Source organism: Paenibacillus sp. EPM92 (genome assembly GCF_016586185.1).
In the GTDB taxonomy this organism is placed as follows: Bacteria; Bacillota; Bacilli; order Paenibacillales; family NBRC-103111; genus Paenibacillus_G; species Paenibacillus_G validus.
On sequence record NZ_BCPS01000054.1, the window covers coordinates 1 to 15,243 of the forward strand.

General features: G+C 54.0%; 11 protein-coding genes, 7 tRNA genes and 1 rRNA gene. 13 read left to right on the forward strand and 6 right to left on the reverse strand.

The features are described from left to right. Positions 1-134 precede the first annotated feature (134 nt). The 8 genes from rrf (at position 135) to JMF85_RS10250 (ending at position 927) form a co-directional block, all read left to right on the forward strand. Positions 135-251, forward strand: a 5S ribosomal RNA gene (gene rrf / locus JMF85_RS10215). Positions 252-277: 26 nt separating this feature from the next. Then, positions 278-353: transfer RNA gene (locus JMF85_RS10220), tRNA-Asn, on the forward strand. A 27-nt stretch (positions 354-380) separates the two neighbouring features. After that, positions 381-452: transfer RNA gene (locus JMF85_RS10225), tRNA-Glu, on the forward strand. Positions 453-458: 6 nt separating this feature from the next. Beyond that, positions 459-534, forward strand: a tRNA-Val gene (locus JMF85_RS10230). An 8-nt stretch (positions 535-542) separates the two neighbouring features. After that, a tRNA-Met gene (locus tag JMF85_RS10235) sits at positions 543-619 on the forward strand. Positions 620-663: 44 nt separating this feature from the next. Further along, positions 664-740: transfer RNA gene (locus JMF85_RS10240), tRNA-Asp, on the forward strand. Between the two features lie 20 nt (positions 741-760). Then, a tRNA-Lys gene (locus tag JMF85_RS10245) sits at positions 761-833 on the forward strand. 22 nt (positions 834-855) lie between these two features. Further along, positions 856-927 (forward strand) — tRNA-Gly (locus JMF85_RS10250). A 111-nt stretch (positions 928-1,038) separates the two neighbouring features. Here JMF85_RS10250 and JMF85_RS10255 read toward each other — a convergent pair. Genes JMF85_RS10255 through JMF85_RS10265 form a run of 3 tightly spaced genes read right to left on the reverse strand, consistent with a single transcriptional unit; the run spans position 1,039 to position 3,960 of the window. Beyond that, complete coding sequence (locus tag JMF85_RS10255; RefSeq protein ID WP_201318150.1) at positions 1,039-2,682, reverse strand: hypothetical protein; 1,644 nt, start codon at positions 2,680-2,682, stop codon at positions 1,039-1,041. Further along, on the reverse strand, positions 2,669-3,028 hold the full coding sequence (locus JMF85_RS10260) for an SMR family transporter (protein ID WP_201318151.1): 360 nt from the start codon (positions 3,026-3,028) through the stop codon (positions 2,669-2,671). The genes JMF85_RS10255 and JMF85_RS10260 overlap by 14 nt, the downstream gene beginning before the upstream one ends. A 20-nt stretch (positions 3,029-3,048) precedes the next feature. Then, positions 3,049-3,960 (reverse strand): decaprenyl-phosphate phosphoribosyltransferase, encoded by a 912-nt coding sequence (locus tag JMF85_RS10265; protein WP_230876325.1) that lies wholly within the window; start codon positions 3,958-3,960, stop codon positions 3,049-3,051. A 225-nt stretch (positions 3,961-4,185) separates the two neighbouring features. Between JMF85_RS10265 and JMF85_RS10270 the strand changes: the two genes are divergently transcribed. The 5 genes from JMF85_RS10270 (at position 4,186) to cyoD (ending at position 8,687) form a co-directional block, all read left to right on the forward strand. Beyond that, complete coding sequence (locus JMF85_RS10270) at positions 4,186-4,446, forward strand: hypothetical protein (protein ID WP_054798397.1); 261 nt, start codon at positions 4,186-4,188, stop codon at positions 4,444-4,446. 266 nt (positions 4,447-4,712) lie between these two features. After that, positions 4,713-5,696 (forward strand): ubiquinol oxidase subunit II, encoded by a 984-nt coding sequence (gene cyoA / locus JMF85_RS10275; RefSeq protein WP_054800382.1) that lies wholly within the window; start codon positions 4,713-4,715, stop codon positions 5,694-5,696. Positions 5,697-5,720: 24 nt separating this feature from the next. Next, a complete protein-coding gene (locus tag JMF85_RS10280) occupies positions 5,721-7,700 on the forward strand; it encodes a cbb3-type cytochrome c oxidase subunit I (protein WP_155615585.1) in 1,980 nt (659 codons plus the stop codon). Then, the gene (gene cyoC, locus JMF85_RS10285; RefSeq protein ID WP_054798396.1) at positions 7,700-8,329 is read left to right on the forward strand and encodes a cytochrome o ubiquinol oxidase subunit III; all 630 of its coding nucleotides are present in this window, start codon (positions 7,700-7,702) and stop codon (positions 8,327-8,329) included. The genes JMF85_RS10280 and cyoC overlap by 1 nt, the downstream gene beginning before the upstream one ends. Before the next feature lies 1 nt (position 8,330). Next, on the forward strand, positions 8,331-8,687 hold the full coding sequence (gene cyoD / locus JMF85_RS10290; RefSeq protein WP_054798395.1) for a cytochrome o ubiquinol oxidase subunit IV: 357 nt from the start codon (positions 8,331-8,333) through the stop codon (positions 8,685-8,687). A 156-nt stretch (positions 8,688-8,843) separates the two neighbouring features. Here cyoD and JMF85_RS10295 read toward each other — a convergent pair whose 3' ends face one another. The 3 genes from JMF85_RS10295 to JMF85_RS10305 all read right to left on the reverse strand — a co-directional run bounded on the left by JMF85_RS10295 (position 8,844) and on the right by JMF85_RS10305 (position 15,158). Then, positions 8,844-10,394 carry a putative bifunctional diguanylate cyclase/phosphodiesterase gene (locus tag JMF85_RS10295; protein ID WP_127608868.1) on the reverse strand — a complete coding sequence of 517 codons (1,551 nt, stop codon included), beginning with the start codon at positions 10,392-10,394 and terminating at the stop codon, positions 8,844-8,846. A gap of 162 nt (positions 10,395-10,556) precedes the next feature. Next, positions 10,557-11,249 (reverse strand): response regulator transcription factor, encoded by a 693-nt coding sequence (locus tag JMF85_RS10300; RefSeq protein WP_127608867.1) that lies wholly within the window; start codon positions 11,247-11,249, stop codon positions 10,557-10,559. A 105-nt stretch (positions 11,250-11,354) separates the two neighbouring features. Further along, positions 11,355-15,158, reverse strand: a complete 3,804-nt coding sequence (locus tag JMF85_RS10305; RefSeq protein ID WP_155615586.1) for a response regulator — start codon at positions 15,156-15,158, stop codon at positions 11,355-11,357. Between the last annotated feature and the right edge of the window lie 85 nt (positions 15,159-15,243).

A 15,243-nucleotide genomic window follows, 5' to 3' on the forward strand; every position in this document is an offset into this window, starting at 1 on the left:
GGACTTATCCAAAAAGACTTTCACTTTAGTGAAGTCAAAGCATTCAGCATGCTGAGTTTCGTATCCAGTTTTCAAGGTGCAAGCCGCCTTGAATGGCAAGATCTGATGTTTCGCGGCAGAAGCATCAACATCCGTTTGGTGATGATGGCGGAAGGGAACCACGCGTACCCATCCCGAACACGAACGTTAAGCCTTCCAGCGTCGATGGTACTTGGACCGCAGGGTCCTGGGAGAGTAGAACGTCGCCAAGCGGATGCATGACTCCATTCGATAACATTCCCCGATAGCTCAGTTGGTAGAGCACTCGACTGTTAATCGAGTTGTCACAGGTTCGAGTCCTGTTCGGGGAGCCATTCTTTCCACAATCTATACATAATTATGGCCCGTTGGTCAAGGGGTTAAGACACCTCCCTTTCACGGAGGTAACAGGGGTTCGAATCCCCTACGGGTCAGTCTATGAACGCTTAGCTCAGCTGGGAGAGCATTACCTTGACAGGGTAAGGGTCGGCGGTTCGATCCCGTCAGCGTTCACCATTTGCTATCGCGGGGTGGAGCAGCCCGGTAGCTCGTCGGGCTCATAACCCGAAGGCCGCAGGTTCAAATCCTGCCCCCGCAACCAATTTTCTTTCGAGGTATGAACTTCGAGAGCGAATAACTTCGTGTGGAGCCGTGGTGTAGAGGCCTAACATGCCTGCCTGTCACGCAGGAGACCGCGGGTTCGAATCCCGTCGGCTCCGCCATTTTTGATAAAGTGCAGTACGAGCCATTAGCTCAGTTGGTAGAGCACCTGACTTTTAATCAGGGTGTCGTAGGTTCGAGTCCTACATGGCTCACTTTTTACTCCTCCAATCTCATGCGGAAGTGGCTCAGGGGTAGAGCATCGCCTTGCCAAGGCGAGGGTCGCGGGTTCGAATCCCGTCTTCCGCTTTCCTTTAAGATAACATGCCTTTGATCGTTATGATCAAAGGCATGTTTTTTTCTTATATCAGGGTGTGTCGCTCCGTACAGTCGGGGTACCGAGCCGCCTGAATGGGAATTTTAGTCGCAATAACGGACGATAGAGAACTTTATTTGGTCCGGATGTTTGCAGGAAAGTTCGTTTTGCGCGTAAGTGAACGCAATCCCTTGTTCCCGCAAACGAAGGGGAACAGAAGCAAAGCCCTCGCCTTCGCGATGAATCTGGAGACGGACCGGCAGCGCATCCAGCTGGGCTTTCAACTGCTGACTGTTCTTGACTTGCACGTGCACCAGCCGGTAGTTCGAACCGAGCGCATTACATCCGATCAACGTTAGCAGTAAAAGGGCGGCCCATTTAGGCACCTTATGCCGGGCAACATATCCGCATAGAGCGATAACGACCGGTATCAGCCAAAATTGCGGCACATAGCGGGCCCACCAGCTCTCCGGATTGATGAATACAGTCGCTGACAGAGCGGCGACCGCTAAAGCCGCCCCAAGCGCCAGACGACAATCATACGCGAGAAGCAGGAACCCGAGCGCAATGGAGCCCAGCGCGATCCAAAACATGAACGGGCCGAAACCGCCGATTCTTGTATCTTGATCCATGTGCCGGAATTCGGTTTTGATTTCATCCAGATCCAGCGCAAACAAGTCGCGGGGTTCCGATTGCAAGGGTTGAATCGGATTGCCGGTTTTCCGGGTTAAGGAAAGCACCATTTTCTCAAGCGTCCCTTTGCCTGCAAAATCGGCGGGCTGGTTGGCTGATATAATATCGATTTTGCCGGACCCGGCCAGCGGATAAAACGGATGCCCCTTATGAACCGTGTTGGTGACATAGGGGTTATAGCCGAATCCGATGACACCGGCCATGAAGGTAAGACCTAAAGTTAAGGTGACGATAACCGATTTGAACCTGTTCGCAAACGTTAGGTAGACCACAAAAATAAAAGTGATCAATCCCGCATAAACGATGGCCGTAAATTTAATGTTCAGCAGAAGCAGCAGCGTTACCGACGCCAGGATCAGCGATTTTCGCTCGAATGTCTTGGCATAATGGGCAAGAGCCGCGATGTAAACCAACATCAGGCTGCCCAGCAGACCATCGTTATAATACGTAAACAATTCCGCCACAACGACAGGATTCGCCGCCATAACGGCGCCCGATAAACCTAAGACGAAGAGAGAGCGGTTCCTGAAAATGCGGGCCAATGCGCCAAAAGCTGCAAAAAAAGAGGCCAGCCAGCAAATCACGTTCGTTGCCTTACCGACTTCAATCGATGGCCAATAAGCATAGAAAAACGCCGCAAGCAGCCACGGCGCCTTGGCATAATGCTCAATCCAGATCGAAAGCGGAAACGCAGAATGGTACAGTGGATTCCAGCCTTCCTTGATGGAACTGATTGCAAGAATATGATACACTTGGCCGTCATATGACGTATCGAGAATCGAAGTGCTCATGAATAGAGATAGAATCACCCCAAGAATGGCCAGCGCATACGAAGTCCGGGCGAATGAAATCCCCCATCTATGCATGGCTATTCCGAATATGACCCAGAGAACTAGCGCAATCGGCGTCAATACCGCTGCATGCGGAGGCAAATTACACAGAAGGGCCGTCAGGATGGCCGTGTAACCGATGCCTAGAACGGAGATGAGCAGCAGAGCTGTATCAAGGCTCCATTCCCCCCGGTGCATGGAGGGCTCCCGTCTATGATATCGCAAGCACAAGCACCCCCAGCACGATCAAGGCTAGACCGCCCATTTTGGGCAGCGTGACCGGTTCATGAAAAATAACGGCCGCCAGCACAAACACGATGATATAGCCGCCAGCCACCATAGGGTACGCCTTGGATAGGGGGATGCTCCGCAAACCGCAAATCCAGAACGCCACCGATACAGCATACAATCCAAGCCCGGACAGGATGGGGGCATTGGTAAACATCTGAATGTTCCGGTGCCATACCGATCCGGTTACTTCTGCGGGCGTCAGCATAGCGCCCCATTTCATTAAAACCTGTCCTACAGCTCCAAGCGGAACGGATAAGAGCAAGTACATGTACGCTTGCATACGGAGCTCCTTTTCATTAATCAACCGAATGCCTTGAGAATAAACACAACTGAAATACCGTAAGTCATGACCGTCGCCACAATTCCTGTGTCCTGAAGCAGCAATTCTTCAGGCTTGCCGCCCTTGCCGAGGACATGGATGAGATAAAGGTACCGGAACACACCGTAAATAACAAAAGGAATCGTCCACATTAAATGAATGGTACGTCCCGATAAAAACGTAAACATGCTGTAAGAGATGATGGTCGCTGTCGTTACGATCCCCGTCATCTGATCCAGAAGCGTTTCGGAATATTTATCAAGCACCTTGCGGTGAGTTCCTTTGTCATTTTGCAGCAGCATGAACTCGTGCCGGCGCTTCCCGATCGCAAGCAGAAGCGAGAGCAGAAATACGCATAGCAAAAACCACGGCGTAAAATGAACCTGAATCACGATACCCCCGCCCAGTGCGCGCAGTACGAACCCTGCTGCAATAATCATAATGTCGATGATCACGACTTGTTTCAAGGCAAGCGAGTAGGCAACGTTGAGAGCAAAATAAATGAAGAGCAGCAGGGCGAACAGCGGATGTTCCCGTACAGCCGCGGCCATGGAGCAGACGAACAGCACGAAGCCGAAGGCAACGGCGAGCTGCGGATTCAATCGGCCGGAGGCCATGGGACGATGGCGTTTGTCAGGATGCTGGCGATCGGCTTCCCGATCCATATAATCGTTCAAAATGTAAACGCAGCCGGATACGAATGAAAACAAGATAAACGCGGTAAGACTATGGATAACAGCGCCGGGATGCATTTTGTCGATGGAAAAAGTAAAAGCTGCAAAGACGAGCATGTTCTTCGTCCATTGCTTCGGACGAAGCTGCATAAATAACAGTTTGGAGGTCTCCATGAAGCTGCGGTGATTTCTGGCGTGATACAACATGCTGTCTGTCATGATTTTTGCTCCCTTTTCCAAGCATAGGTGTAAACTGAACCTTGCTTCTCTTTTTACCCCAACTATTTTTCCAAAAATGCAAATGAATTATACGGATGCGTCTGCAAATTTGTCCTTTCCTTGTCCTTTCTTTGTCCAAAGCGTGAAAAAATTTTGAACAAATTGCGAAAAATGTGGTATACTAAGGAAAAGAAAACACTTTCATCTCAGATTGGAGTGATTAGCATGACGACGAGAACGGCATCGGCTAACGAGGTAAATCACAGTGGGCGGGATGTGGGTCGTCTAGTCACGATGATGACGGTGGCGGCTTGGGTCCTACTCGGTATCGGCTTTGTACTCAGTTTGCTTAACTTGCATCATTTCAGCGATCGGAATCCTTCCCTGATGGTCGGCATCGGCTTTATGGTCGGCAGCGTTCATATTTACGTCATCCGCACAGCGATCCACTTGGTGCATTCGCGCGCAGCCTCAAGAACGGAATAAAACCAACGATATTTTGCTAAAACAGAAGCAAGGCCAATCTTGTCGAGCAGACTGGATTGGCCTTTTTGCGTGTATCCATTCTCATAAAGACAGGTTACCGTCAATGTCGAACCGGTGACATTTATTTTACAGGATCAAGGCGATTGCTTGACGTATTTGTTAACCCTGATTCAATAACTGCGGAAATCTGTTAAGTTATAGTTATAGATAAGTGAAGTAAATCACAAAGTTTTCATCGTGGGTTGAACGAGGATAGGAGGATCGTCATGGCAAAACCGAAAAGGGCTGTTCGGCTCGCATTCCCGTTCTTAATCGTAGGCATGGTCCTGCTATTGTCGGGGTGCGCGGAACAAATCATCGTGATGGACCCAAAAGGGCCGATTGGTGAAAGTCAGAAAGATTTGATTTGGTTTTCAACGATATTGTGCGCGATCATTCTGGTGCCGGTGCTGGCTCTGACCGCTTATATCGTATGGAGGTACCGCGATAAGCCGGGGACGAAAGCGACCTATCGGCCAGACTGGGCGCATAGTACGGTTATGGAGGCGGTATGGTGGGGCATTCCCATTCTGGTTATCATCGTGCTCGGCGTCGTAACGGTTCGGTATACGTATGAGCTCGAACCTTCGAAGCCGATCGCATCGGAGAAGAAGCCGATTACGATCCAAGCGACATCGCTGGACTGGAAATGGTTGTTCATGTATCCGGAGCAAGGCATTGCAACGGTGAACTATTTGCAAATTCCCGAGGATGTGCCGATTAAATTCGAGCTAACCTCGGATGCGCCAATGAACTCGTTCTGGATTCCTCAGCTGGGGGGGCAGATGTATACGATGTCAGGCATGGCGATGACGTTGTTTCTGCAAGCGGACCATCCGGGAACTTACTACGGATCGGGCGCTAATTTCAGCGGCGAGCATTTTGCCGATATGACCTTTGATGTGAAAGCGACGTCGGAAGAAGAATTCAAGATGTGGGTCGGCAGCGTGAAACGCACGTCTCCGGTGTTATCGATGGAAGGCTATGAAGAGCTGGCCAAGCCAGGCAAATCCAACCCGCAATATTATGCTTCGTTCCCGGAAGGCTTATTCGGGCAAATCGTAACGAAATACGCGGTTAACGGCCAAGGTCATGGAGCGCACGGAGGTCACGGGGCACCGGCACAGAACGAGGCTCCCAAGGCGCAGCCGGTCATAGAAACAAAGCCGAATCCGCAGTCGTCTACGACACACGAACATGCGGGGCATTAATTTAGACGAGAGGAAGGTTCGCTCATGCTGGATAAGATCAAGCAATTTGCTTCCGAGTTTTTCGTAACCGGCGATCCGCTCATCCTCGGCGCTCAGGTCAGTATCGGACTTACGATGGTCGCTATCGTGTTCGTGCTCACGTACTTCAAAAAGTGGGGCTGGCTGTGGCGCGAATGGCTGACGAGCGTCGATCATAAACGGATCGGCATCATGTATATTATTTGTGCCATTCTTATGCTGTTCCGCGGCGGAGTGGACGCCCTGTTGATGCGGCTGCAGCTCGCGGTGCCGAACGCCGAGTTTCTGCATGCGGAGCACTATAACCAAATTTTCACGACGCACGGCGTTATTATGATTTTGTTCATGGCCATGCCGCTCATGTTCGGGCTGTTCAACATCGTCGTTCCGCTGCAAATCGGGGCGCGCGATGTCGCCTATCCGTTCTTGAACTCGCTGAGCTTCTGGATGTTTTTCTGGGGCGCGATGCTGTTCAACGTCTCCTTCATTATCGGCGGCTCGCCGGATGCGGGCTGGCTCGCGTATCCGCCGCTGTCCGGTCTGCAGTTTAGTCCGGGCGTCGGGCAAAACTTTTATATTTGGGGCATTCAAATTTCCGGTATCGGTAGCTTGGCGACGGGGATCAACTTTATCGTAACGATCCTGAAGATGCGCGCGCCAGGCATGAAATTGATGAAAATGCCGATGTTCACCTGGTCTGTTTTTTCCAGCTGCGTCATCATCATTTTCGCCTTCCCGATTTTGACGGTTACGCTCGCGTTGTTATTCCTGGACCGTTTCGTCGGAGCGCATTTCTTCACGCTTGACGGCGGCGGTAACCCGATGATGTATATCAACCTCATTTGGATGTGGGGTCACCCGGAAGTGTACATCGTCGTTTTGCCCGCATTCGGGATTTTCTCCGAGATTGTGGCGACGTTCTCCAAGAAGAAGCTGTTCGGCTACAAATCCATGGTTTTTGCCATGTTCAGCATTAGCGTGATGTCGTTCTTTACCTGGGCGCATCACTTCTTCACGATGGGTTCGGGCGCTGACGTTAATGCATTCTTCGCCTTAACGACGATGGCGATCGCGATACCGACCGGTGTCAAAATATTCAACTGGCTGTTTACGATGTATAGGGGAAGGCTCTCCTTCCCGACGCCGATGCTATGGACGATCGCCTTTATCCCATGCTTCGTAGTCGGGGGGATGACCGGGGTGCTGCTGTCGGTCGCACCGGCCGACTTCCAGTTCCACAACAGCTATTTCCTGATCGCTCACTTCCATCAAGTGCTGATCGGGGGCGTGGCGTTCGGTTACTTTGCCGGCCTGTACTACTGGTGGCCGAAGATGTTCGGCTTCCAGCTGAACGAGCATCTCGGCAAATGGGCGTTCTGGCTGTGGAACATCGGCTTCTACGTCTGCTTCATGCCGCAGTACATTCTCGGTCTGATGGGCATGACGCGTCGGATGTACACGTACGACTTCGACATGGGCTGGGGCCCGCTCAATATGGTGTCGACGATCGGCGGGTTCCTGATGGGGATCGGCTTCATCTTCCAAGTATGGCAGATCGCCTACAGCATCAAGCAGAACAGACGCGATACGACTGGAGACCCGTGGGACGGCCGGACGCTCGAATGGTCGATTCCTTCTCCGGCGCCGGTGTATAACTTCGCAGTCGTGCCTCAGGCGGGCAAGCTTGACGATTGGTGGGAAACGAAGCAGCAGCGTGCGAACGGAAACAACCCTTCGGATACGGTTAAGCCGAAGTACGAACCGATCCACATGCCGAAAAACTCCGGCATTCCGTTCATCATGTCGGCGTTCTGGTTTTTTGCCGGATTCGGCTTCGTCTGGGATTGGATGTGGCTGACGATTCCAGCGCTGGTCGGCGTCGCCATTTGCATGCTGGTACGCTCGTTCACCTACGATACTGATTATTATATCCCGGTCGACGAAATCGAACGGACTGAAAGAACGTTAAGGGAGGCGAAAGTCTAATGGCGCACACGGCAGTTCACAACGGACATGGGCATGACTCGCACGATCATGCGCACGACGACGGCCATCACGACCAAGAGTCGCTCAAAACGTTTGGGTTTTGGCTTTTCCTCATTACCGACTGTATCTTATTCGGCACCTTGTTTGCTACGTATGTCGTTCTTCGTGCCAATACGAACGGCGGACCGACGCCGGAAGAACTGTTCCTCATGCCCGGTATCATCGCCGAGACGTTCATCCTGCTTACGAGCAGCTTCACGAGCGGTCTCGCCGTGCTCGCGATGCATCAAGGCAAGAAAAACCAGCTGATCGGCTGGCTGGGGGTAACCGCGCTGCTGGGCGCTGCCTTCATTACGCTGGAGGTGTCGGAATTCGTGCATATGGTGCACGAAGGAGCGACAATCAGCACCAGCGCGTTCCTGTCGAGCTTCTACGCCCTGGTCGGGACGCACGGTATGCACGTCTCGCTCGGGCTCGTCTGGATGGTCGGCCTCATGCTTCAGCTTCGCCGCAGAGGCATTACGCCGGTCACCAAACGCAAGGTCGAAGTAATCAGCCTGTACTGGCATTTTCTCGACGTCGTCTGGATTTTCGTGTTCACGGTCGTTTATTTGATGGGGGTGATGTAGGATGGAGCGTATAAACGCGGCTTCTTCGCACGGACACGGACACGAGCAACACGGCTCACACAACGGCTCGCACGGTTCCCTGAAGTCCTACGTCATTGGATTTCTGCTTTCGATTGTGCTGACGGTCATCCCGCTCGTGGTCGTGATGAACAAAATGATGAGCCAGACCGGCACGATCTTATTGATTCTCGTCATGGCGGTGCTGCAATTCGCCGTTCAGCTGCTGTTCTTTATGCATCTGAAGGAAGGAGAGAATGCCCGTTGGAACATCATGGCGCTCATTCTCGGTTTGATCATCCTGCTGACCATCGTGGCGGGCTCGATCTGGATCATGACGTATAACGCGGTGGCGCATTAAGCGCAGCTCATACTTGTAGACCCTTACGCGCGTCGTAAGGGTCTTTTTGTTTTTGGGAAGCGAGGCGCTGAAGCAAGTCTCACGAAGGCGAAAAGCCGCTGACATGAAGGCCCGGACCTCTTAGGCTGGAAAGGGGAACACAACCCCGGAGGCCGGTTACGGGTGGACGAGGTGTTTAGCGATAAATGCCGGCAGCTGCTCCGGCGCAAGCGGCCTGCTCAGCAGGAAGCCTTGAGCGACGTCGCAGTCCATCTCTTTCAGCCGGTTCAACTGATCGAAGGTTTCCACTCCTTCGGCCACGACACGGTAGTCGAGATGTTTGACAAGCTGAATGATCGCTTCGGTCACTTTCGCTTCCTTCGGGGTGGTGAGATCGTTCGTGAAGCTCTTGTCGATTTTCACCACATGGAAGGGCAGCTTTTTCAAGTAGTTCAACGAGGAGTAACCGACCCCGAAATCATCAAGCGCGAGTATAATGCCGGCCTGGCTTAATCGCATTAGCTGCCGCTGCGCATATTCAAGCGAAGCTATCAGCGCCGTTTCGGTCACTTCCAGCTCGAGACGGTGGGGCGGCAGCCCGGCGGAACGGGCGATCTCCTTCACGCATTCGGGAAAGTCCGGGTCGTTAATCTGGACGGCGGACACGTTCACGGACATGACGGCATCCGGGAACACGCCGAGCAAGGAAGTGCCCGTCTCACACGCTTGGCGCAGCACCCACATGCCGAGCGGTACGATCAGGCCGGACGCCTCGGTCAGCGGAATAAATTCGGCGGGCGAGATGAAGCCGTGCTCCGGATGGCGCCAGCGCAGCAGCGCTTCGAAGCCGCGCACCCGGCCGCTGCGAATATCGAATTGCGGCTGGTAATGTACGCTGAATTGTCCCAGCTTCAAGGCGTCGCGCAGGTGCTCGGTCAATTCGGCGCGCCGAGCCGCTTCCGGGTCAGGCTGAACAGTCACGCCCAAATGCTCCGGGTGGGGAAGGCGTAACGAGCCTAGCGCACGTTCCACCAGCGCTGCCAACCCTTCCTCGTCGCCCCGATAGGTGACGAGAGAGGACGCAACCTCGGCGTAGAAGTGTTTGGATCGGACCATCCAAGGCTTGACCAGCTCGCACTTGGTTATAAATTTCCATTCGATAAGCTCCTCACGCGTTCCGCCCTCCACGCAAATCCAAAACAGATTGTCTTCGGATAAGCTCATGCGCCAATCGGCCTGAAGCCTTCCCTGAATACGGGCCGACATCGTATCGAGTAAGCTTTGGCAAACGTCAGGACCATACCGTTTCTTCATATCCTGCAGGTTGTGAATCTGGAAAAGAACGACGGTAAAAGGAATTTCTTTATTCACGAGCCGGTTCAACTGCTCCATCATACAGCGGTGCTTGGTCAGGCAGGGCCTCCAGTAGGGCCGTCGGCTGCGCGTTAACGGAAAGTCGAGTGCATAAGCGCCAACTAATAAGGCGGCGGCATGAAGCGACAAGGAGAGCAGCAGGTAAAGACTCCATTCCCGGATACCGGCTTGCTGCCCGGGGAAAGCAATAACGAAGGACAAGAGGTCGGCAAGTCCCCAGAGCAAGCCTGCGGCCATCAAGCGGCGTATGGCCGCGCTTCGCGCCGCAGCCTGATTCCACCGGTTTGTCCAAACAAGAAATAACCCTACATCAAGCACACTGTGCCATACATGCCTAGCGATATCTCCGATCACGGTGATCCTATCCTCCCAGTAAACCTTAACTTTTTCCAGTATAAGGTGAATGTATTTGGAAAGTTTGGGAATAATCGTTAAGCGCCTGTTAATTTATCGACAATAAGCCGACATTCCGCTTAAACGGAAGTCGGCTTGTTACCGCGGGGGAGCGGGCTATGGCTATGGAATAAACTTATATCCGACGCCCCAGACAGTTTTAATATGAACGGGCTCCTTCGGACGGTACTCGATTTTTCTGCGCAAATTGGTCACATGCACGTCGATCGCCCGGTCGTTCACGAACGAATCGTAGCCGCGGGCGGCGTTGATTAATTCTTCCCGGGAAAATACTTTGCCGGGATTGTGGCAGAACAGCTTCATAATTTCGTATTCGGAGTAGGTAATCTCTACGTAGTTCCCGCGCACGATGAGCATTCGCCGGTCGGCATCCAGTTGAATCTCGTCGCCCGGATCGCGATCCGTTTCGACGGCTTCAGGCAATGCCGGCGCGACCAGGGAGCGGCGCAAAACCGCATCGATACGGGCTTTCAGCTCCTGCATGCTGAAGGGCTTGCAGAGATAATCGTCGGCGCCGGCCGTAAGGGCCTGTATGCGGTCGGTCACGTTCGTCTTCATGGAGACGACGATAATCGGCGCCGTCGTCAAATCCCGGAACGTGGCGCATAGGCCGACTCCTTCCGCGTCCGGCAGCATTAAATCCAGAAGAAGGATATCCGGTTTAAAGGTGCCGAGCGCCATCATGCCGTCCTTGCCGGTTTCTGCGCGAAATACGATGAAGCGCTCCTCGGTCAAATACAGTCTGAGCATTTCTCCAATAATATTATCATCTTCTATGATAAGTACCTTGTACACGCTATCGGCCACCCGCCTTTAAACGATCAAATGTTAGAGACGCTAACACTTACCAAACACTTTTGGCATATTCGTATAAATTATATAGGGGTGAAGGCCGTTAGTCTATGTATCCTTTTGTCGAAAAGGCAGCTCTCGAATTGCTTGTGTCAGTTGTTCGAGCTGATCTTTTAAACGAACGGTCAATTCCGGCAGCGCGCCGATCCCTGTTTGTAGCGCTTCTTCAAGTGCTCCCGCAGTGAGGAACACGTCCTTTGCCCCCAAATTGCCCGCGGCTCCGCGCAGCGAGTGAACGATCCGATGCGCATCGTGGCGGTCCGCAGGGTCCGTCAGCGATAGCTTGTCCCCGATCCTGCCATATTCCAGCAAAAAAGCGTCCAATAATTGGATATACATCTGTTCACGTCCTCCCAAAAAGGCGAGTGCGCGTTTCGTGTCGAGCGGCCCTTCGAAGGACCATCCTCCCGTGCCGGCATCGGATAAGTCTGCGTCCGTGATTTCCTTGGACGCCGCCGTCAGCGGTTGGGCCGAAGGCAGCCATTGCGCCACGGTGCGGATCAGCTTCTCGGGCTGAACCGGCTTCGTCAGCACCTCATTCATCTCAGCCTTCAAGCACGCTTCCCGCTGTTCCTTCGTAGCGTCGGCCGTCAAGGCGATGATCGGCAGGCGGACGAAGGCGGCATCTGTACGAATGCGCTTCGTCGTTTCGATGCCGTCGAGCCCTGGCATATGCAGATCCATCAGCACGAGATCGAAGCGGGCCTCTTCCAACCGCTGCAGCGCTTCAAAGCCGTCGCCCGCTACCGTAACCTGCAGCCCGTGCGAGACCAGAATTTCCCGGGCGACCGTCTGGTTGATACGGTTGTCCTCCACCAGCAGAATGTGCCCCGCTTGAGTCTCGCCGTACACTTGCTCGAGCTGTGCGGCCTCGGGTGCCGTCTGCCGCCGCTTGTCCCGTACGACGGACAGGACGTCGGCGAGCTCGTACCGACTGAACGGCTTGACCATGATCCAATCGGGCCGCAGTTGTTCGGGGACAAGAAGCAGGGCGTCTCGACCGGCCAGGGTCGTACACGCCACCGTCAGGACACCTTGGCGATCTGCCTCCCGTTTCAGCTCGAACCACGTTTCCTCCCCGTACATATCCGCCGATTCCATGTCGAGAAAGGCGATATCCGGCGGGGCTTCGACGATCCGGCGCAGCGCATCTTTCCATGTAAGCACGCCGTAAGCTTCGCCGGTGATTGAAGCGAGCGCCCCCTGCCATAAGCGGCACGTCGCCGGATGATCCTTCGCAACCAGCGCCTGATACGGGAACTTCCCGGCTTCCGCCCCTTGCCCGGGGATGACCGGGAAAGGCAGCCTGAAGCCGAACTCGCTGCCCTGGCCTTCGAGGCTGCGGACCCGAAGCTCGCCGCCCATGCGCTCGATCAGGCTTTTGGCGATGACGAGGCCCAGACCGGTGCCGCCGTACTTGCGGCTCGTCGAGCCGTCCGCTTGGACGAACGGCTCGAACAGGTGCTCCAGCTGCGCTGCGTTCATGCCGACACCCGTATCCTTGACGCTAAAGTCGAGCCAGATGGACGCGGCGTTGGCGCGATGGAGGCTAATGCCGAATTCGATCTGGCCTTGCGAGGTAAATTTCACCGCATTGCTGAGCAGGTTCAATAACACTTGCTCGAGCCGGAGCGGATCACCTGCCAGCTCGTCAGGCACCTCGTGCCCGATATCGGCTACGAGCTCTACCGGCTTATGGCCGATGAGCACGCTAAGCGTGCCGTTTAACCGCTTGACGATGCCGCCCAGGGAGAAGGAGATGCGCTCGATGTCGAGCTTGTCCGCTTCGATTTTGGAAAAATCAAGAATGTCGTTGATGATGCCGAGCAGCGACTGGGAGGAGGCGACGATTTTGTGCATGTAATCGGCTTGAATGTCCGACAATTCCGAGCGCTGCATCAGATGCGACAGCCCCATGATCCCGTTCAGCGGGGTGCGGATTTCATGGCTCATGCGCGCGAGGAACAAGCTCTTGGAGCGGTTCGCTTCGTCCGCTTCTTCCTTGGCTTCGAGTATGGCCCGCTGAATGCGCTTCTGCTCGCGGATGTCGCGGACGATCGTCGAATAGTACGTTTCCCGACCGTCGGTCGAGGTGTGGGCGACCAGCGTTTGCGAGGTCACGATTCGCTCCCCGCGGGCGGTCCGGAATTCGATCTCCTCCTCCCAGAACCCGCGTTCCTCGGCGTTCCTCACGCCTTTCGATAAGCGGAACGCCATCTCGCCGACCAAGTAGTTGCCGATATTGCACGTATCCTCATCCAGCTTCTCAATACCGAGTAATTGCAGTCCCGCCTGATTGATGTAGAACATGTCCCCGCGCTTATCGAACGAAGCGATAAAATCGTGGGCGTTCTCCATAATGTTAAGCAGCCGATTTCTCGACTCGAGCGTTTCCTTATATCCTCGAATATCTTGGGCAATGAGGACGAAGCCTTTCACCTTGCCTTTCGCACCGATCATCGTGCTGACGTTGACGTTAACGGGAATGCGCGCTCCAACCCGATGCAGCCATAACCACTCGGTATCCATCGTCATTTTGCGCGCTGCTTTTATGAAAAAGGCGGTACAGTCCGCCGGAATAGGCTCCTGGAGCTCCTGCGCATACAAGGCCGCCCGCTCTGCCAGCTGTTGAGGGTCCAGCCAAATGTGCGGCGTTTTCTTATGAATGACGTCGATGGCCGAGTACCCGAGCAATTGTTCGGCTTGCCGGTTAAAGTACGTGATCTTATATGCGGCGTCCGTCACGATCATGGCGTATTTGTTCTCACGAATAAACGCTTCGAACGGCTCGAACAAGCTGCGCAAATTTTGAATCATGCCGTTGACCGACTGCGACAATTGCCCGAGCTCGTCGCTGGATGAATGATCCAGAGGGCTCGTGTAAAAGTTGCCGTCCGCTACCGATTCGGTCGCTTTCAGGATCGGCTTCAGCCGCCTGATAATGAAACGGTTGACGGTGAGACGGATGATGAGGAAAAGACACAGCTCGGCCGCCGCGATAATCAGGAGCGTTGTATACAAGAGCGAGCGAAGCGGTGCTTCGAAGTTGGATAAGCCGACCGAGAGCAGGACGATCCAGTTCGTCAGCGGCATTCTCACAAAGAAAGACTTGGACGGGCCGAAGCTGATTACCGTCTGGATCGAGCCCCGGTCTTGCTCCGAGACGATATCGTACTGATCCGTAAATGCGGGAAAATCGCGCCGGTAATTCAAGACGAAATTTTTGGAAGAGTCCGTATTGTAGAGCACGGTCGACTCCATGTTGACGACGATGATGCGCCGCTGTTTGGCCGGATCGTCCAAATTCAGCTGCGACGAGAACACGCTCCGGGCGTCCAGCGCGACGCTGAGCACACCGGTCACATGCCGTTCCTCGTTAAAGACGGGAACGAGAATAGAGATGACGGAAGTATTCGTCATTTGCCCGATATACGGGTCGGAGACAGCGGATTTTCCTTGCAGCGCGGTTGCGAAAGCGGCTGTGTGGGCAAGGCTGCCCTGTTCGCCGTCCGACAGCGTCAGGTTGCCCTGCAGATCGGCAATGCCGATGGACAAGTAATGGCGCTCCAGCCCTTGCTCCAGCTCTTTAGCCAAATAAGCGAGCTTCTCCGGCAGGGTGCCGCTTCGGATCACCGTCGTCCGGCTGATGATTTCGGCCTCGGCCGTGCGCACTTTCAGGTAGGCGTCCAAGTTGTCGGCGGCATTGCTCAGCGTGTCGAGCGTTTGCTCCTCCAATTGCTGGTACAGCTTATTTTTGGAGAGTTGGTAATGGGTGAATCCGACAATGCCTAGTGTCAGGGTTGTCACCAGGAAGAGGATCGCCATCATTTTCGTTTCCAACGTCAACCTCATCGGTCAGGCCTCCCGCTCGCAGAATGAGTCCATCTAATCCAACGGCTTCATCTAATCATAACCCATTTTATAGGATTGGGTGAAG